Source organism: Sphingobium sp. B2D3A (assembly GCF_025961795.1).
Taxonomy (GTDB): domain Bacteria; phylum Pseudomonadota; class Alphaproteobacteria; order Sphingomonadales; family Sphingomonadaceae; genus Sphingobium.
On the sequence record NZ_JAOQOI010000001.1, the window covers coordinates 1,767,397 to 1,784,665 of the forward strand.

Consider the following 17,269-nt stretch of genomic DNA (forward strand, 5'->3'; position numbering starts at 1 on the left):
AACACTGACTGACGAGCAGGGGAATTATGGCGCTGATCTGCAATCATGGAATGCGACGGAGCGAAACGCAGCCCGGAGCGCTGCACTATTTGCGGGCGACGCCTGAGACCGTGCACTGGGGCTTCTTCTCACCGGAACTGAAACCAGCGCTGACCGTCAAGAGCGGCGATCTCATCCAGGCGCAGGCGGTGACGCACCACGCCGGCGATGATCCCGAGCTGATGTTCGACGAGCACATCCAGCGCATCTTTACCGAGGTCGATCCCAGCACGCGCGCACCGGGCTGTCACATCATGACCGGGCCGATCTATGTCGAGGGCGCAGAGCCCGGCGACATGCTGGAAGTGCGCTATTTCCAGATGACGCCGCGCTTCAATTACGGCTCCAACCTGCAGGCGAACTGGGGGCATCTCTACAAGGAGTTCGGCGAGACCGAGCGCGTGACGATCTACGAGCTGGACCCGAACGCCAACACTGCCACCGCGCTTTACGCCTATGATGTCGAGGGGGTTTACACGATGCCTGGCCGCATCACCAACTGCCCGCATTGCGACCGGCAACCGGCGCTGCCCGGCGTAACCATTCCTGCCCGCCCGCATCTCGGCACCGCCGGCGTCGCGCCTGCGGTCGATGCGCCGGTCAGCACCATTCCGCCGGGCCTGCATGGCGGCAATATCGATAACTGGCGGATCGGCGCCAATGCCCGAATGTATTATCCGGTGCAGGTCAAGGGCGGCCTGTTCTCCATCGGCGATCCGCATGTCAGCCAGGGCGATGGCGAGATCAGCGGCACGGCCATCGAAGCCTCGCTCGACGTGCTGTTCCAGATCATCCTGCGTAAGGATTTCAAGTTCCCATCGCCGTTGCTGGAAACGCCCAATCACTGGATCGTCCACGGCTTTGGCGATGATCTCGATGCGGCGATGAAGAATGCCGCCATGGACATGATCGAGCTGCTCTCCGAGCATCAGGGCCTGTCGCGGACGGACGCCTATTCGCTGATGAGCGTCGGCGCCGACTTCGGTGTGACGCAGGTCGTCGATGGCACGCAGGGCATCCATGTGCGGATCGACCGTGGCATGTTCCCGAACAAGGGCAGTGTCCGCGATCCCCGCTGATCCGGCCCGGCCGGGGGAGGCAGTCTCCAGTCCGGACGCCTGGTCCTTCGACGTCGCGTCGCTGCCGGCGGCGGAGCGCGCCCCGGCCTGGGCCGCCGCCATGCAGCGCCTGCAAATGCCGTTTCCCAATACGGCAGAGGCAGGCGGGTCGGTGCTCGCCATCACCTCGCCGATGGGCTTCGAATTCGCGGTGGTGACGGGCGGCGCCCTCACCATCGCGGGCCGCACGCCGGGGGCCGCACCGGGCCTGTGGCTGGGTCTGCTCATCGATGGCGAGGCCTCGCTGGAGACGCATGAAGGCGTGATGGCGCTCACCGGCGACTGCCTCATCTACGGCGCGACGGGCGTGGATGCCGCGCTTCGGTTCAAGACGCAGTTTCGCCAGTTTTTCGTGCGCATCCCCAGCGTTGCCATCGATGCGCGGATGCTGGCACCGCTGGCGCGGCGCATCGGAGTCATCCAGCCGGACAGTCTGGTGGCCCATGCGCTGCTGGCGCTGTTGCGCAGCGCTGCCGACTCGCTCTCGCTAGGGCGCGCCCGCGAATTCGCGCCGCTTGAGACGGCGCTGATCGAATTGCTCGTGCCGGTGATCGCCCATGCCGGCGGCGTAGAGGCCAAGGGCGGTGCAGCCGCGCACCGCGCTCGACAGTTCGAGCGGATCTGCCGCACGATCGAAACCAATCTGACCGACGCGGACCTCTCGGTGCAGTCCGTTGCGCGCAGCGAGGGCGTGTCGGTGCGCTATATCCAGCAGCTCTTTGCGCGCTCAGGGCAGACAGTGACCGGCTATGTGAAGGGGCGCCGCCTTGAGCGCGCGCGGGCCGATCTCGTCAATCCGCTCCATGCGCAATTGAGCATTTCCGAGATCGCCTTCCGCTGGGGTTTCAACCAGTCGGCGCATTTCAGCCGGGCCTATCGCGAGCGCTTCGAGGAGGCGCCGCGCCAGACCCGCGCCAATGCGCGGCAGGCGCTGCCGGACAATCGAGCTTTCGCGGGCTGACAAGACGTGTGTGCGCCGCTGGCGCATGATCGCGCAGCCCACATGCCAAGGGTTACGTTTCAGTCGAGGTTGTTCGCCATGTCCTATGATGTTCTTGATATCCGCCCCGTCACCCGGCGGATCGGTGCCGAAGTGTTCGGGGTCGATCTGAACGCCCCGCTCGGCAACAAGGTCGTCAGCGAGCTGCATGACGCCCTGATGGAGCATCAGGTGCTGTTCTTCCGCGACCAGAATCTGGAGCACGACAATCACAAGCGCCTGGGCCGCTATTTCGGCGAGCTGGCGCTGCACAGCGGTGTGTCCGGCCTTGCCGAACATCCCGAGATCGTGGCGATCCATGCGGATGCGAACAGCAAGTTCATCGCCGGCGAGGACTGGCATTCGGACCTGAGCGAAGATGCCGAACCGCCCATGGGCAGCATCCTCTACATGCACACCGTGCCCCCCACGGGCGGCGATACGCTGTGGTCGAGCATGTATGCCGCCTATGATGCGCTGTCGCCAGCCATGCAGGCCTTTCTGGAACCGCTCACGGCGGTCCATGATTCCAACCACATCTATCGCGAATTGTTCCCGGATGTGGACAAGGTCTACCCACGCAACACGCACCCTGTCGTCCGCACCCATCCGGTGACCAAGCGCAAATGCCTGTTCATCAGCAAGTCGAAGACGATCAAGATCAACGGCCTCTCGGTCGAGGAAGGAGATGCGGTGCTGCGCTTCCTCACCGAGCATGTTAAGAACCCGAATTTCCAGGTCCGCTTCCGCTGGCAGCCGCATTCGGTCGCCTTCTGGGACAATCGCTGCACTCAGCATTTCGCGACCTGGGATTATTTCCCGGAAACACGCTCGGGCTATCGGGTGACGATCGCAGGCGACCGGCCGTACTGATGCGGGCCGCCGCCCGACTGGCGGCTGGCGTGCTGGCCTGTCTGGGGCTGACGGCCACGCCGCTCGCCGCCAAGGCCGGTGCTACAGCGGAGGCCGTCGCGCCGGCCGATGCACTGTCCGCCCTGCGTGCGGGGCTGCAGGCCATGGTCGACGCGCGGGAGCTGCCCAATGCGCAGGCCGTGATCGTCAAGGACGGCCGGGAGCGGCTTCGCGTTTCGATCGGTAAGCTGGACCTCGAAGCCGACCGCGCACTGCCCGTCGATGCGATCTTCCGGCTCTATTCGATGACCAAGCCGATCACGAGCGTCGCGGTGATGATGCTGGTGGAAGAAGGCATGATCGCCATCGATGCGCCGCTCAGCCGCTACATGCCGGAATTCGCGGATCTGCGGGTCTACAAGAGCGGCAGCCTCGATGCGATGGTGACCGAGCCGCTGAACCGCCCGGTGACCATTGGCGATCTGCTGACCCACAGCAGCGGGGTAACTTACAATTTCACCGGCAACGGCCCGGTGCAGCAATATTATCGCCGCCATGGCGTGATGCGCGCTGGCGGGGTCGGGCAGAATGCCGATGATGCGCCTCCAGCCAGAACGATGGACGAGCTGATCGCGCGCCTCGCCAAGGCCCCGCTGCTGCATCAGCCCGGCGCGCGCTTCTCTTATGGCAATTCCACCGGCATTCTGGGCGCGCTGATCGAGCGGGTCACGGGGCAGGGCCTCGATGCGTTCTTGCAAGCCCGCATTTTCGATCCGCTCGAGATGACGGACACGCGCTTCGTGGTGGACGATGCGCGCGCCACGCGGCTCGTCACCAATTATGCGGCGGTGGACGGCGGCCTGCAGGCTATCGAGCCGGCGGCGACGTCCGAATATCGCGACCCCGCCCGGCCGTTCGACGGCGGCGGGGCGCTGGCCGGCACACTGCATGATTATCTGAACTTCGCGCAGATGCTGGCCAATCGGGGGGCATGGCACGGCAAGCGCCTCCTCCGGCCCGAGACAGTGGACCAGATGTTCCAGCCCCGGCTGGAGACTGGCGGGCAGCCGCACGAGAATGTCCTGTTCGGCTATGGCCTGGGCCTCGGCGATGCGGTCAGCGAGCAGCGCGGCGGGATGCCGGCCGGCGCCGGCGGCTGGTCGGGCTCTGCCAACAGCTATTTCTTCGTCCATCCCGGCCGAAATCTGGTCGCCATCGTGATGACCAATGTGCTGGTCGGCCCCGCCTTGGTGGATCGCACGATCAGATTGCGGGGCCTCGTCGATCAGGCAGCGCAGGCCGTGCTTGCCGAGCAGGAGCCAGCGATCAGGCGGTAAACAGTTCCTTGCGAATGATCGCGTGGACGCCCCAATTGCCGTTGGCGACCTGCGAGATGCCGAAATCCACCCCGACCGACAGAAGCGAGATGGTTTCGTCTTCCGAGAGATCCTTGGTGGTCATCAGGAAGCGCCGCGCCTTGCGGAACGCGTCGCGCATGGCGGCATCGATGGATGCGCGCTTGTAGACTTCGCTCTGCGCGTCCTCGCCCAGTTCCTTCAGATAATCCGGGTGACTGAAACCCATGATGACCCATTCGGTCTCGGTTTCGATCATAGGGTAATCGAGGTCGCGCAGCTTGCCGGTCAGCTCGCCGGCGGGGTGGCGGATCACTTGAATGAGCGCGGTCATCGAGCATTCGATGGCGGTGCCGCATAGTTCGGAATCGCCCTGCGAGGCATGTGGGTCGCCTAGCGAAAGCAGTCCGCCCGAGACCTGCACGGGCAGGAACACGCTCGATCCGGGGCCGGTCCGCCAATTGTCCATATTGCCGCCAAAGGCGCTGGGCGGAATGGTATCGACCGGCTCGGCATGGGCCGGCGCCAGCGCGATGACGCCGAAATGCGGGCGGATCGGGATTTCGACATTCTGGAGGATGTCGTAATTGCGCTCGATCGTCTCAGGATCGACCGGCACGCCAGGATAATCATAGCGCTCGTGGACGGTGCCTGAGGGGTCGGTCTGTGGTGTCCAATGATAGGAATAGACCGCGTGAGCCGTGGGCCGCCGTTCGCCGCCGGATTCAACCTCGTAGATGGTGATCACTTCGCGGTTCTTAGGCTCGGTGAGCAGATCGTTATAGTGGAAGCCCCAGAAGGTTGCGGCATTGCTGCCGAAGGACTTGCCCTGAAAGCGCGGATTGCCGCTCCGACGCGGCTCCAGGCTGAGGATGCGTACTTCGATGATGTCGCCCGGCTCCGCGCCCTGAATGGCGATCGGCCCGGTGCAGATGTGCACGCCAAAGCCCTCGCCGGGGCCGCGCCCGAACTCGCTGGCGCTCATCGGGCCAGCACCGCGCCGCTCGATAGCCCGGCCTGTCTCGTCCCAGCGATAGACGCTCTCTGCGCCATGATCGCCCTCGACCATGCGTTCGGGATCGTCATTGGCGTGGTGGGTTAGCGTCTCCACCGTCACGAAGTCGCCCGAGCGCACCATCAGCGCCGGTTTGATCGCCGAGCTGAAATAGCCCCAATGGACCGTGCGCGGGCTCACCGGCAGATGATGATGCCGCACCGTGCCTTCATCGCCGATCGCCGGGATGACATTGGCCTCGACGCCGTCTGTTTCCGCCTCGCCGCTGTCCAACTCCTCGACCGGCGCGACGGCGGCTTCGTCGTTGACCGCCCGCTTGGCCGTCGACCGACCGCGCCGCAGCGTGTCGGGGCCATGATCGGCCTCGTCCACGGCCGGCATCTTGCGATAGTCGCGCGGGGAAATGCCATATTGCTCGCGGAAGGCGCGGCTGAACGAGGCGGAATCGTTGAAGCCCCATTGGAACAGAATGTCCGAGATAGATTTCTGGACGTGGAGCGGACTGCGCAGGTCGAGCCGGCAGCGCTCCAGCCGCCGCACCTTCACATAATGGCCAAAGCTGTCGTCGATCGATTCAAAAAGCTTCTGCAGATAGCGCGGGGAAATGCCATGTTCGGCCGCGACCTGCTGGTAATTCAGATTGGGGTCCGAGAGGCGCATCTCGATGGTCTGGAAGATCCGCTCCAGCAGCGCGGCGCGCATCCCCGCCGCGCCACCGAGCGCGCGGGCGGGCGCATCGTTGAGCAGGCTGGCCAGCAGAAACTCGGGGAGGGCCAGTTCGACGGGGCGCAGTTCCTCGTCCGTCACGTCATTGCCCATGTCCGCCAGCGAGCGCAGCACGGTCGAGAGCAGGCGGGCAGGGCCACTGTCGGCGGAAAGGTGCCGGGGCTTTTCGGGCAGCAGGGCCTTGAGGCGCTGATCGAGCGCGCGCGGCGGAATCTTGAGCAGCAGCACGCGGTGATCGCCGGTGAACTGCAGCGACATCGGCATTTCGCTGCGCGCGCAGACCATGTGACCATCATCGAGGGTGAAGCTGGTGGTGGCGTTGCGCGCAATGCTGGGCGCATCGAGCGTCACGGCCAGCCAGAAGCAGCCCGGCTCGTCGCGAAAATCAACGGTATATTCCTGAGCGGTGGCCAGCAGGCGCACAAACACGATTCCGTTGCTGCTGGTGAACTGGATAAGCTCGCCGTAGAGCGTGGCCTCGTCGGCGGCCTCCAGCGTGATCGAAAGGCGCTTGAGCGCAAAGCTCCATGCGCTGAGTCGCTGCTCCTTGGGGTAGGCATTTGTAGTCGAGCGCAACGGCGGTTCTCTATGTTTTGGTGCGCCTCTCCCGGGTCTTTATGCCCGCCAAGATGCGCGCCTGAGAGAGCCCGGTCAATCCATCACGCGGCGGCTGTTTCAGAATGGGTCATCCCTGCCTCCGTAAACGGATGAAATCGCAGCAGAATTCGGTGCGTGCTCGGAGCGTCCGCACACTGCCAGCATGGTCAGCGCGTAGATGAGGGCGCTCGAGTGCAGATCCTCGGGCGTCGGGCGCCAGCGTGGCATGCCAGTTGTGATGGCGGGAATGCCCTGCATGTTGAACACATTATGGTCGCGCCACATGCTGGAATAGACCGGATGCGCGCGCTCCACCGGCGCCTGCCGGGCGAGGCGCGTAGCGGCATCCACCGCGCCGGCGAGTGGCGCGACTTCGTCCGCGTCGGCAACGAAACCGTGGCGGACGACCATTGGCTCGACATCGAAGCTGTCGAGATCGAGCGTGCGCATGGCCGCGACGATCTGATGATAGGCCTGCGCGGATTTCTGCCCCGGCGCGAGGCACACTTCCACATAGATGGCGCACACTTCGGTGCCGGCGCCATAATCGGTCGGTGCACCGGCGCGCACTGAGGCGATCTGCGTCTTGGGAAGGGAGAGGCCCCCAGCCGTCTCGAACACGCCCTGCGCTTCCCACTGCCGGCCCCACTGGTGCAGCGCGTCGATCACCGGGCCGAGTTTATAGATGGGGTTGAGGTGCTGGGCGACGGTCTCCGGCGTCTCCAGGATCGGCGTGAACATGCCGGTGCCGAAGATGCGCACGCGGAAGAGGGCATAGCCGCAGCCCTGCCAGGTCAGGCCGAAATCCGTGCCTTCGGCGGCAATGGCGTAATCGGGCGCGACGCCGCCATGGTGGAACAGATAATGCGCGCCGATATCCTTGCCGAGATAGTCGATGCCGGAGAATTCCTCGATCGGCTCCGGGCCGATCTCGCCGGGGCAGGCGGTGAGCCAGGCCTTGCCGGCAAGGCCGATGCCCGCCTTCTTGAGCGCTTTGGCCGCCATCAGGAAACAGGCCATCGGCCCGCGATCGTTGGAGATGGGGAAGCCGCGCAGGCGCCCATCCTCATCGAGCCAGCACTGCGTCCATTCCGGATCGCGCATCGTTGTCTCGCGATAGCGGAACTTGTCCTGCGAGAGGTCGCCGCTCGGGCTTTCCGTATCGAGATGGGCGGTGAAGAGCAGGTTGGCGCCCGTACCCAAGCCGCCATATTCGCCGATGATGTTGGGTCGCTCGGGCGTGGCGCCGGCGCGGCGGGGCTGGAAGCCTTCGCGATCCATCCATTCATAGACATATTGCGCGGCGGCGGCTTCCTCACGTGAGCGGCTCGGAATGTTGCCGAGTTCAAGGGCGAGGGTGACCAACTCATCGGAATCGATGGCGGCGGCGAGCGCGTCCTTCTCGGCTTCGGTCACCTGATAGGGAGCCGTGGCGGGATTGGCGAACATCGGAGCGGGTTTGGGCTGGGCTTGGGTCATGTCATGCTGCCAAGGCGGGCTCGGCATCCTCCGCTGTGTCTTGTTGGGGAAGCTCCGGCGTGCGGAGCAAGAGCAAGGCTCCGACGAAGATGAAGCCGAGCAGGGCGCAGCCGAGGAATACAAGCGAGAACCCGCCCGTTTCGTCACGAATGACGCCGCCCAGCGCCGGGCCGATGGCGGCTGCAGTCGATATCAGGCTCATCGTGGAATAGAGCTCCAGATTGGCGCGCTTGCCGAACAGGTTGAGCATCAACATCGCCGTGCTGACATAGCTGAAGCCGAAGCCGACACCCAGACCGATCACGGCCAGCGAGACGACGAACAGATTGCCGCCGATCATCAGCGCCAGCACGCCGAGCGAGGTGGAGGTGATGGAGAGCAAGGTGAGCTCGCGCGCGCCGATTTTCTCGCCCGCCATGCCGGCGATCATCGATCCGGCGGCGCTGACGAGGGCAATGCCGCTCATCACGGTGGCGGCCGCACCCATGGTCAGGCCGGTCTCGGTCAGATGCTTCACCGCAAAGCCGTGGACGGTGGTGTTGATCAGCAGGAATGAGGTGTAGACGCCGACCACGATGTAATATTGCGCGGTGCGCATCGCGGCCCGTGCCGTCCAGCCGTCCGTGGCCATGGCTTTCCGGGGCTTAGGCGCAACCTCGGCATCACCGGGCCGGTCGCTGGTGACGAGGGCGGCGAACATCGAGAGCAGCACGGCGGCAATGGCGGCCGTCCACCAGTAATGGCGCCACTCGCCGGTGATCGCCTGCGTGGAAAACGCGATCAGCGGCCCGACAACCGCGCCCATGCCGCCCGCGGTGAAGTACACGCCCATGGCGGTCGAGCGCTTCTCGAAGGAGTGGGAAATGACGTTCACGCCGCCCGTGGTCCCGCACATCGAGAAGCCGACGCCGGCAAACGCCGTGCCGATGAAGTAGACCATCGCCGTTCTGGTGACGGCCAGGCAGGTGAAGCCGATGAGGAGAAGCGCGCCGCCGATCATCATCGTGCGGGAAACGCCGAGGCGCCGGATCGAGATAGCGGGTGCAAGACTGGACAAGCCGCACGCCACGCCCAGGAATGTGAAGCCAAGGCCGGCGACGGCCCAGGGCCAGCCCATCTCCTCGACCATATAGGGAAGCACGACGCCAAGCCCGTTGAAGGTGAAGGCGTTGAGCATGAAAAACAGCAGGCAGAACGCCGTCAGCGCCAGGTATTTTTTCCGTCCTTCATAGGTCATGCAGCGACTCGCCTATCTGGAGTAAGTGCCTGGAAGATGCCGGTTTGGGTGTGCCGGTGTCTTGACGTGGGGCGTCCTCTCGCTTGGCGAGCCGCCGTCCGTCTCATTCGGCGGGAGCAGACGACCTGGTGCTGGCGGCGTAGGGCGGAAGCAGAAAAAGCAGCAGGCTGCCGACGGCCATGACGCCGACCGCGACGACCACTGCCGCGCGATAATGGCCGATCATGTCGTAGCTCAGATCCATCAGCACCGGCGTGATGCCCTGCGCGCCGATGACAGCCGAATACATGACGCCGATGATGACGCCAAAGCTGCGCAGCCCGAAATATTGGGCGATGAAGTAAGGCAGCGCGCCGAACTGGGCGCCGAGCGCAATGCCAAGGCACAGGCCGGCAACGGGCAGAAGGGCGCCGAAGGGCGAAAATTCGAGCAGCAGCAGGCCGAGAATGGCCAGCGCATACATCGGCACGACCACGCGCGGCCCGCGGCTCTTGTCGAGCACGCGTCCGGTGAAGATCTGCCAGAGCGAGCCAGTGAGCGCGAAGATGCTGACGATGGCGGTGCCGGTGCCAAGGCCATAGCCACGGTCCGCCAGAATGGGCACGACATGGCTCAGCACGGCGATCATGGTCCCGCCACCGGCCGCGATGGCGATGAGCATCAGCCAGAAGGGTGCGGTGCCGATGGCCTCACGCAAGGTCATGCCGTCCACGATGTGGGAGGCTGTCTCCGATGGGTTGCTCGGCGCTGCCGGGCGCGGTGCATCGCGCAGCAGGAAGAAAAAGATCGGAAAGCCGACGCAAAGGATCAGCGCGCCGATCCCCAGATAGCCCGCGCGCCAGCCCGCGGTGGAGACGATCAGCGCGGTCATGATCGGCACGCAGACCGAGCCGATGCCGTTGCCGAGCCCTGCGCTCACGCCAAGCGCGGTGCCCCGATTGGTGTCGAACCATTCCGCCACCAGGCGCGAGAAGACCGAGGTAGCGGGCAGCGAGCCGAACAGGCTGATGGCCAGAAAGTTGAGGTAGAACAGCATTAAATTGCCGTTCGTGAGCGCAAGGCAGGCGACCGAAGCGGCGAACAGCACATTGCCCAACAGCACCATGTTGCGGGTGCCATGCCGATCGGCATAGCGACCGGCGAGCGGATAGATGCAGGCGCTCACGACGGCGAGGATCGCCAGCACCATCGAAATGCTGGACCGCGCCCAGCCGAATTCCTGAGAGAGGGGCACGAGGAAGGTGCCGAAAACCGCATGAACCGTGGCGGTCTTGCCGAGCGCATTGCCTGCCGTGGCGGCGATCAGCACGCCGGTCCTGCTTTTGTTCAGTGCGGGCGCTTCGCTGAGAGGGCCGTTCGCGGCGTCGAGGGCGATCGCCGGCTGCGCGGTCATTGCGTCCAGGCCGTTTTGGCAGCTTGCGTGGTGACTATCAGGGCGCAGTTCTTGCTGAGCACCTTGAGCGTCGCTTCATGCAGGCCGGGCTCATAGGCGGCAGTGGCGTCCGACGCGACGAACACATTGAAATTGCGGTGGAAGGCCGAGCGGGCTGCGGCGTCGACGCAGCAATCGGTGCTCAGGCCCGTAATCAGCAACGTGTCGATGCCGCGCTCGTTGAGCTGGGCCTCGAAGTCGGTGCCGTAGAAGCAATCGTAGAGGACCTTCTCGACCTCGATATCGCCCGGCTCGGGCAAGAGCCGATAATAGTCAGCACCATAGCCCTTGCGACAGATGACCTGCCCGCCGGGTTCGCCGCGACGCGTGTAGAAGGTCTTGAGTGCCTCGGAATCGGTTTCGGGTGTCGTCACCACCCGCACGAAGGCGAGCGTGACGCCAGCGGCACGCGCCGCGGCGACCAGCTCCTCGGCCTTGTCGATGGCAGCATGGGGTGCGGAGAGGTCCACCCCATGCTGCCCGAGCAGGCCCTCGGGGGCGGCCCAGTCGTTCTGGATATCCACCAGCACGAGCGCGGTGCGCTCGGGCGCGATCATCCCGGCCAGATCACCGGCGGCGACGTGGGGAATGTCCACGAGCGCCGCGTCAGGCATGGACCGGAACCTTGCCGGGGAAGCGCTCGCGCAGGACCGGGAGGACACGCTCGCCGAAGATCGGGATGTCCTTCATGTAATCCGGGAAGATCAGCATCAGCCCGTCCGTACCGGAAACCTCGAACAGTTCGGTGAGCTTCTCGACCACCGTCTCGGGCGTGCCGATGACATGGGGGGTCATGAAGCCGGCCCGGCTCTTGCGGGTGAAGTCGTTTTCCTTGCCGATCTCGCTGTCGAGGAAGCCGTAGGCGCGCATCATGCCGTGCAACGCGCCTTCGTCGAAGCCGTCGCGGATCGATTGCGCAAAGGCTTCCGCTTCCGCATCGGTCTCGCCAAACACGGGCGTCATCATCGAATAGGTGCGGATCGGCTTGCCGATGTCGGCAGCGACGGCCTTGGCCTTCTCACTGGCGGTCTTGAGTTCTTCCGGGGTGCCGCCGGAGAGGAAGATCGCATCCACCTCGTCAGCCGAAAAGCGCATGCCCTTGCCGGAGGTGCCGGCGCAGACGAGGAAGGGGCGGGTGGAGGGTGTCGGCAGCGAGCGACAATCCTCCAGCGAGAAATATTTGCCTTCCTTCGTGACGGTTTCGCCGGTCCACAGCGCCTTGATCGCCTGGATCCATTCATAAGCGAGGTCATAGCGCTCATCATGGTTCACATCGTCGCGCCACGCGCCCATCTGCGCGAACTCGTCCTTATAGGAGCCGGTGACGATGTTGAGGCCGGCGCGGCCCCCGCTGATCTGGTCCAGCGTGGCGACCATCTTGGCGACAACGCCTGGATTCTGCAGGAGCGTGTGAACCGTGCCCCACACCTTCACCCGGCTGGTCGCTTCCGCCACGCCGGCAATGGTGAGGTAGGAATCGAGCTGATAGTCCCAATGTTCGGTCTCACCGCCGAAGCCGCGGTACTTGGCCATCGCCATCGCGAAATCGAGCCCGTGCTTTTCCGTCAGCACCGCCGCATCGCGGCAGTAGCTGTAGGACGCATCGATGTGCGGCTTGTTTTTCGAGAGGATCCATCCGCCGTTGGCGATGGGAAGGAACACGCCCAAATCCTTTCCTCCTGTGTCGGAGGGCAACCCGAAGGGCGTCGGCGTAATCTCGCTCATAATCTCAATCCCGTGACCTTATTGGCACGCCCACCTTATCGCGCGGACCGATCCGTTCTTGATCATTCGCGCATATTATATTGGTCGGCCCTCGTTCGGATGGGCGGCGATGAAGGCTTCCACGTCGCTACGCAGTGGCATGGCGGGCACGGCACCGGGCTTTTGCGTGCACAGGGCGGCCGCGGCATTGGCGAAGATCAGCAGGGCCTCGTCCGTTGGCCGAGCGTCGCCGGCGCGATCGAGCATGGCGCACAGCGCGCCGACAAAGCAGTCGCCCGCGCCCACGGCGTCGCGCGGCACGACCGGAAAGGCCGGAACATGCACAGCGCTGCCCGCCCGCACCGCTACCGAACCGGATGCGCCGAGCGTGACGATGACGAGCTGATCGTCGCGGCTGATCAACGTCCGCGCGGCCAGCGCGGCCTGCGGCGTCGCTCGCTCCTCATGCCGGCCGAGATAGACGGCCAGCTCATGCTGGTTGACGATCAGCACGTCCGTGGAGGCAAACAGGCGTTTGGCGTCGATCACCGCAGGGGCCGCATTGAGGACTCGCACCGCCTGCTTTCCCGGCGATGCGGCGAAGAAGGCCGCGACGGTTTCGACCGGCACTTCGAGCTGAGCCACGCGGATATCGGCGTCTGCCACGGTATCGACCATGGCGGGCGCCAAGGCGGCGTTGGCGCCGGACGCCACGATGATCTGATTCTCGCCGGACGTGTCGACGGTGATGTAGGCTGTGCCGGTCGCCGCTCCTTCGACGGCGACCACTGCGAGGGTGTCGACTCCAGCGGCGGAGAGCTGCTCAGTCATCCAGACGCCGGATTCGTCTTCGCCGACCGCACCGATCATGCGCGTCTGCGCCCCTGCGCGCGCTGCGGCGACGGCCTGATTGGCGCCCTTGCCGCCGGGCAGGCGCTCGGACTGCAAGGCAAGCACCGTTTCGCCGGGCCGGGGGAGGGCATCCACGGACTGGATCAGGTCCACATTGATCGATCCTGCTACCACCACCGCCATGCCGGCCTCCTTCTGAACTGCCTCGCTCCCAACCATGATCGGCGCCGCGTCACAATGCGCCGCGCGCCGGCGTGCGCTCCCTGACAACAATTGCGGTCTGCCTTGCAAAGCGCTGCGCCGCCACGGGCGTACACAGGGCGCAGCAACTCTCAACAAGGTAGATGACGCATGGTGAACTGGCTGATCACAGGTATTGGCGGCGGTCTCGGCGAAGCGCTGGCCCAGGCCGCGCTCGACCGGGGCGACCAGGTTTTCGGCACGTCGCGCAGTGGCGAGGCGTGCGCCCGTTTCGCGGCGCTGGCGCCGGGGCGCTCCTTTGCGCACGGCCTCGATTTCGGCGATCCGGCCGCGCCGGCCGCGCTCGTGGCGCTCGCTGAGGAAACCATGGGCAGTGTCGACCGGCTGGTGAACAATGCCGGATACGGGCTGATCGGTGCCGTCGAGGAAATCACGCTGGATGACGCGCGCGCGCTGTTCGACATCAACCTCTTCGGTGCGATTGCGATGATCCAGTCGGTGCTGCCGGCGATGCGCGCACGGAAGGCGGGGCATATCGTCAACATCACCTCCGTCAGTGGCCTCGCGCCTTGGGCGGGGACGTCCATCTACGGGGCGAGCAAATATGCGCTGGAGTGCATCGGGCAGACGCTGGCGCAGGAGGTCGCGCCGCTCGGCATCAAGGTCACCAATGTCGCCCCGGGTGGCCTGCGCACCAATTTCGCGGGCGGATCGCTGCGTCTCGCTGACCGGATGATCGCCGATTATGAGGACTCGGCCCATTTCGCCCGCCAGTCGCTCAAGGAAGGCGTCGGCAAGGAGAAGGGCGATCCGATCCGCGCCGCTGCCGCAATCCTCGCCGCGCTGGACGCGCCGCAGCCGCCCATGCACCTGTTGCTGGGTGAGGATGCGCTGCATTATGCCGAAGGGCAGACCGATCTGCTGCGCGCAGAGATGGAGCGTTGGAAGGACTATTCCCTCTCCATCGCCTACCCGGCCGAGGAGATGGCAAGCGCCGATGCATGACAGCCGCCTGCCGGCATGGGCCATCGAGCGCGGGCGCTATCTGAACAGCTTTTCGGCGATCGTTCCGGAGCGGACTGCGCTGGTTGTGATCGACATGCAGACGGCCTTCCTGGCCCCCGGCGCGGTGTTCGGCAATCCGCATGGGATGGACATCATCCCGGCGGTCAACCTCCTCGCCATAGCGATGCGGGCAGCCGGCTGCCCGATCCTCTGGACCCGGCAGAGCGTCTCGGACGATCCCCCGCTCGCCATGGCGCCCTGGCAATATGCTCGGGCCGATCCCTATGTGCAGGCCGCCATGGAGGCCCTGACCCCCGGGTATCCGGCGCATGGCCTGCATCCGGCTATGGCGGTGGAGACGGGCGATGTGGTGCTCGACAAATATCGCTATAGCGCTTTCGCCTGCCCGGCTGGCCAGCTTGAGGCGCAGCTGCGCGAGCGGGGCATCGAGATGCTGGTCATCGCCGGAACGCTGACCAATGTCTGCTGTGAAAGTACCGCGCGCGATGCATATATGCGCGGCTACAAGGTCATTGCGACGCTGGACGCGATGGCCGCCGTGACGGATGAGGAGCATGAGGCGGCGCTGCTCAACCTGCGCCTCAATTTCGCGGACGTGCGTAAGAGCACGTCCATCATCAACATGCTGTAAAGCAAGGAAGACGCTGACATATGACTGACGCTGGCTCGAGGACGACCCACCACGAGATCGATGACATCTTCACCCGCCGCTGGTCTCCGCGCGCCTTTGATGGCAGCGCGGTGGCGGAAAGCGAGTTGCTGCGGTTGTTCGAAGCCGCGCGCTGGGCGCCGTCGGCGTTCAACGCGCAACCCTGGCGGTTCCTGTACGCCGTGCGCGACGGGGCGGACTGGACGCGGTTCCTCGATCTGCTGATTCCGTTCAACCGGAGCTGGGCGGAAAGCGCCGGCGCGCTGATCATCATCCTTTCCGACACGCAGATGCGAAATCCGGACGGCACGCCGAAATCCGCATCGCACAGCCATTCCTTCGATGCTGGCGCGGCATGGGGCATGCTCGCTGTGCAGGCTACGCTCAGCGGGCTTTACACGCACGGCATGACCGGAGTCGACTTCGACAAGGTCCGCAGTGAGCTGAGCGTGCCGGAAGACTTTCGCATCGAGGCGGCCGTTGCGGTAGGGCGCATTGGCGATGCATCGACCTTGCCCGAAGGTCTGCGCGAGCGCGAGCAGCCCTCTGACCGCAAGCCCGTGGCCGACTTCGCCTTTGCAGGGGGCTTTCCCGCGGTCTGATCGTCCCGTCTCTCGGCAATAAAAGACCCCGGAAAGCAGTGCTTTCCGGGGTTTCTTCATGTTTGCGGGAGAAGCAGGCAGGTCAGGACAGCAGCCGGGGGACGGAAATCGCGCCGACGGTGAATCGTGCGTCCGGATGCTCCTCACCGCCGTCGCGCGGCTTTTCGCGGTGCTGTACGACGCCATTCTTGCCGAAATTCTCGACCACAGGCCGTCCGGAATCCCGGTGCAGCCACAGGCGAAGCAGGTGGCGGCGGCGCTGCGGTTCAGGGAAATCGTTGAACGATGTGCGCGCGTGCAGCGCGGCGTAGTTGGAGAGCCACTGGATGTCGCCGGGGCGGAAATCCATCTCGATGGCCATGCCCGGCTCATAGGTGATGTCGTCGAACAGCTTGAGCACTTCGATCTGCTCGGGCGTCAGGCGCGGTGCTTCGGGATAATCCTGCGCGGTAAGGATATAGAGCGACCCGGCGTACATGCTGAACACGCCCTCTTCCATGCTGATAATGGGCGAGGTGTAGGTGTTCGCCGGGGCATTATGGTCCTGCCGCCGCCAGTCCCAATGGAACGGCTCGAGCAGCAGGGGCGCCAGGTCGGGCCGGCGGGCGAGGATCTCGTTGTAGATCTGCGCGCCCGAGACGAGACAGGATGCGCCACCCTCCTTGGCTGGGCGCAGGCACATCAGCGCCACGATATCCGAGCTGTCCGAGTGGTAGACGAGCTTGTCCCGCACCTTGGAGGAGAGGGCGGTGGGATCGTCCATCGTCTTGTCGGAGGTCGCATAGACATGGTCGATCAGGTCGCCCATTTCGTTCTGGCGGATGGGGTCGCCCATGTGCAGGCCCAGAATATAGTAGATCGCGGCCGAGAGCGCGTCCGAGTAGAGATGGGTGCGCAGGCCGCGCACCAGCACGAAGCCCCGGCCGTAATCGACATCGCGGCCCCATTCGGCGGCAGCGTCGGCGCAGGCAACCAGCGGATAATCCTGCTTGGAGACGAAGCGCAGGTCAGGATTGGCCTCTACGAACCGGGTGCCCAGCGTTTCCAGTTCCGCAACCTGATCCTCCGAGAGCCGGTAGATCCAATCCTGAGATTGGGACAGCGTATCGCCGCGCCAGGCGGCGTCGGTCCGTACCGGTTCCAGGGCTATGGTCGTCGTCGTGGACATGGTCAGCGCGGCTCCTCTTGCAAGGCCATTATCGTCGTCTGGGTCTGATCCTGCCTGACTAAAGCGTCCCTTTCTTCCCGTCTTGGCAGCACATGCAAAATTAGTGTCCGGTGCGCGAATCAAACGCACGCTTGAGCGCATCGCGGTCATTCGCGCCGACCAGCCGGTGGTGATGCTTCTTATATAGGGCGCGCGGGCCAAGCACTCGCCCGGACTGTGCTGCAATGCAGCATGGCGC

15 protein-coding genes are annotated in these 17,269 nt (G+C 64.9%); 7 read left to right on the plus strand and 8 right to left on the minus strand.

What is annotated here, in order from left to right:
• The first annotated feature begins 26 nt into the window (after positions 1-26).
• The 4 genes from M2337_RS08230 to M2337_RS08245 all read left to right on the plus strand — a co-directional run bounded on the left by M2337_RS08230 (position 27) and on the right by M2337_RS08245 (position 4,325).
• Positions 27-1,118, plus strand: coding sequence for an acetamidase/formamidase family protein (locus M2337_RS08230; RefSeq protein ID WP_264569826.1), 1,092 nt, complete (start codon positions 27-29; stop codon positions 1,116-1,118).
• Positions 1,099-2,118 (plus strand): helix-turn-helix domain-containing protein, encoded by a 1,020-nt coding sequence (locus tag M2337_RS08235; protein WP_264569827.1) that lies wholly within the window; start codon positions 1,099-1,101, stop codon positions 2,116-2,118. Before M2337_RS08230 ends, M2337_RS08235 begins: the two co-directional genes overlap by 20 nt.
• Before the next feature lie 78 nt (positions 2,119-2,196).
• A complete protein-coding gene (locus M2337_RS08240; protein WP_264569828.1) occupies positions 2,197-3,009 on the plus strand; it encodes a TauD/TfdA dioxygenase family protein in 813 nt (270 codons plus the stop codon).
• Positions 3,009-4,325 carry a serine hydrolase domain-containing protein gene (locus tag M2337_RS08245; protein WP_264569829.1) on the plus strand — a complete coding sequence of 439 codons (1,317 nt, stop codon included), beginning with the start codon at positions 3,009-3,011 and terminating at the stop codon, positions 4,323-4,325. Before M2337_RS08240 ends, M2337_RS08245 begins: the two co-directional genes overlap by 1 nt.
• Here the strand turns inward: M2337_RS08245 and M2337_RS08250 are convergent.
• The 7 genes from M2337_RS08250 to M2337_RS08280 form a co-directional block, all read right to left on the minus strand.
• Positions 4,315-6,660, minus strand: a complete 2,346-nt coding sequence (locus M2337_RS08250; RefSeq protein WP_264569830.1) for an acetamidase/formamidase family protein — start codon at positions 6,658-6,660, stop codon at positions 4,315-4,317. The two genes, M2337_RS08245 and M2337_RS08250, sit on opposite strands and share 11 nt — an antisense overlap.
• A gap of 99 nt (positions 6,661-6,759) precedes the next feature.
• Positions 6,760-8,160 carry a peptidase M20 gene (locus tag M2337_RS08255; RefSeq protein ID WP_264569831.1) on the minus strand — a complete coding sequence of 467 codons (1,401 nt, stop codon included), beginning with the start codon at positions 8,158-8,160 and terminating at the stop codon, positions 6,760-6,762.
• A 1-nt stretch (position 8,161) separates the two neighbouring features.
• Positions 8,162-9,397 carry a CynX/NimT family MFS transporter gene (locus M2337_RS08260; protein WP_181559151.1) on the minus strand — a complete coding sequence of 412 codons (1,236 nt, stop codon included), beginning with the start codon at positions 9,395-9,397 and terminating at the stop codon, positions 8,162-8,164.
• Between the two features lie 103 nt (positions 9,398-9,500).
• On the minus strand, positions 9,501-10,790 hold the full coding sequence (locus tag M2337_RS08265; RefSeq protein ID WP_181559152.1) for an MFS transporter: 1,290 nt from the start codon (positions 10,788-10,790) through the stop codon (positions 9,501-9,503).
• Positions 10,787-11,443 carry a cysteine hydrolase family protein gene (locus tag M2337_RS08270; RefSeq protein WP_264569832.1) on the minus strand — a complete coding sequence of 219 codons (657 nt, stop codon included), beginning with the start codon at positions 11,441-11,443 and terminating at the stop codon, positions 10,787-10,789. Before M2337_RS08270 ends, M2337_RS08265 begins: the two co-directional genes overlap by 4 nt.
• On the minus strand, positions 11,436-12,491 hold the full coding sequence (locus tag M2337_RS08275; protein WP_264569833.1) for an LLM class flavin-dependent oxidoreductase: 1,056 nt from the start codon (positions 12,489-12,491) through the stop codon (positions 11,436-11,438). The genes M2337_RS08270 and M2337_RS08275 overlap by 8 nt, the downstream gene beginning before the upstream one ends.
• 138 nt (positions 12,492-12,629) lie before the next feature.
• Positions 12,630-13,568 carry a ribokinase gene (locus tag M2337_RS08280; protein WP_264569834.1) on the minus strand — a complete coding sequence of 313 codons (939 nt, stop codon included), beginning with the start codon at positions 13,566-13,568 and terminating at the stop codon, positions 12,630-12,632.
• Positions 13,569-13,736: 168 nt separating this feature from the next.
• Here M2337_RS08280 and M2337_RS08285 point away from each other — a divergent pair, with 168 nt between their 5' ends.
• The 3 genes from M2337_RS08285 to M2337_RS08295 are packed head-to-tail and all read left to right on the plus strand — an operon-like array spanning position 13,737 to position 15,863.
• Positions 13,737-14,591, plus strand: a complete 855-nt coding sequence (locus tag M2337_RS08285) for an oxidoreductase (protein ID WP_264569835.1) — start codon at positions 13,737-13,739, stop codon at positions 14,589-14,591.
• A complete protein-coding gene (locus M2337_RS08290) occupies positions 14,584-15,243 on the plus strand; it encodes a cysteine hydrolase family protein (RefSeq protein WP_264569836.1) in 660 nt (219 codons plus the stop codon). Before M2337_RS08285 ends, M2337_RS08290 begins: the two co-directional genes overlap by 8 nt.
• A gap of 20 nt (positions 15,244-15,263) precedes the next feature.
• On the plus strand, positions 15,264-15,863 hold the full coding sequence (locus M2337_RS08295; RefSeq protein WP_264569837.1) for a nitroreductase family protein: 600 nt from the start codon (positions 15,264-15,266) through the stop codon (positions 15,861-15,863).
• Positions 15,864-15,945: 82 nt separating this feature from the next.
• Here the strand turns inward: M2337_RS08295 and M2337_RS08300 are convergent, their stop codons facing one another.
• Positions 15,946-17,031 carry a TauD/TfdA family dioxygenase gene (locus tag M2337_RS08300; RefSeq protein ID WP_264569838.1) on the minus strand — a complete coding sequence of 362 codons (1,086 nt, stop codon included), beginning with the start codon at positions 17,029-17,031 and terminating at the stop codon, positions 15,946-15,948.
• Positions 17,032-17,269 lie beyond the last annotated feature (238 nt).

Excerpts from the sequence above, each read along its gene's own strand:
- M2337_RS08230 (WP_264569826.1), top strand. The coding sequence starts at position 27 with ATGGCGCTGATCTGCAATCATGGAATGCGACGGAGCGAAACGCAGCCC.
- M2337_RS08240 (WP_264569828.1), top strand. The coding sequence starts at position 2,197 with ATGTCCTATGATGTTCTTGATATCCGCCCCGTCACCCGGCGGATCGGT.
- M2337_RS08245 (WP_264569829.1), top strand. The coding sequence starts at position 3,009 with ATGCGGGCCGCCGCCCGACTGGCGGCTGGCGTGCTGGCCTGTCTGGGG.
- M2337_RS08255 (WP_264569831.1), bottom strand. The coding sequence starts at position 8,160 with ATGACCCAAGCCCAGCCCAAACCCGCTCCGATGTTCGCCAATCCCGCC.
- M2337_RS08260 (WP_181559151.1), bottom strand. The coding sequence starts at position 9,397 with ATGACCTATGAAGGACGGAAAAAATACCTGGCGCTGACGGCGTTCTGC.
- M2337_RS08265 (WP_181559152.1), bottom strand. The coding sequence starts at position 10,790 with ATGACCGCGCAGCCGGCGATCGCCCTCGACGCCGCGAACGGCCCTCTC.
- M2337_RS08270 (WP_264569832.1), bottom strand. The coding sequence starts at position 11,443 with ATGCCTGACGCGGCGCTCGTGGACATTCCCCACGTCGCCGCCGGTGAT.
- M2337_RS08280 (WP_264569834.1), bottom strand. The coding sequence starts at position 13,568 with ATGGCGGTGGTGGTAGCAGGATCGATCAATGTGGACCTGATCCAGTCC.
- M2337_RS08285 (WP_264569835.1), top strand. The coding sequence starts at position 13,737 with ATGGTGAACTGGCTGATCACAGGTATTGGCGGCGGTCTCGGCGAAGCG.
- M2337_RS08290 (WP_264569836.1), top strand. The coding sequence starts at position 14,584 with ATGCATGACAGCCGCCTGCCGGCATGGGCCATCGAGCGCGGGCGCTAT.
- M2337_RS08295 (WP_264569837.1), top strand. The coding sequence starts at position 15,264 with ATGACTGACGCTGGCTCGAGGACGACCCACCACGAGATCGATGACATC.
- M2337_RS08300 (WP_264569838.1), bottom strand. The coding sequence starts at position 17,031 with ATGTCCACGACGACGACCATAGCCCTGGAACCGGTACGGACCGACGCC.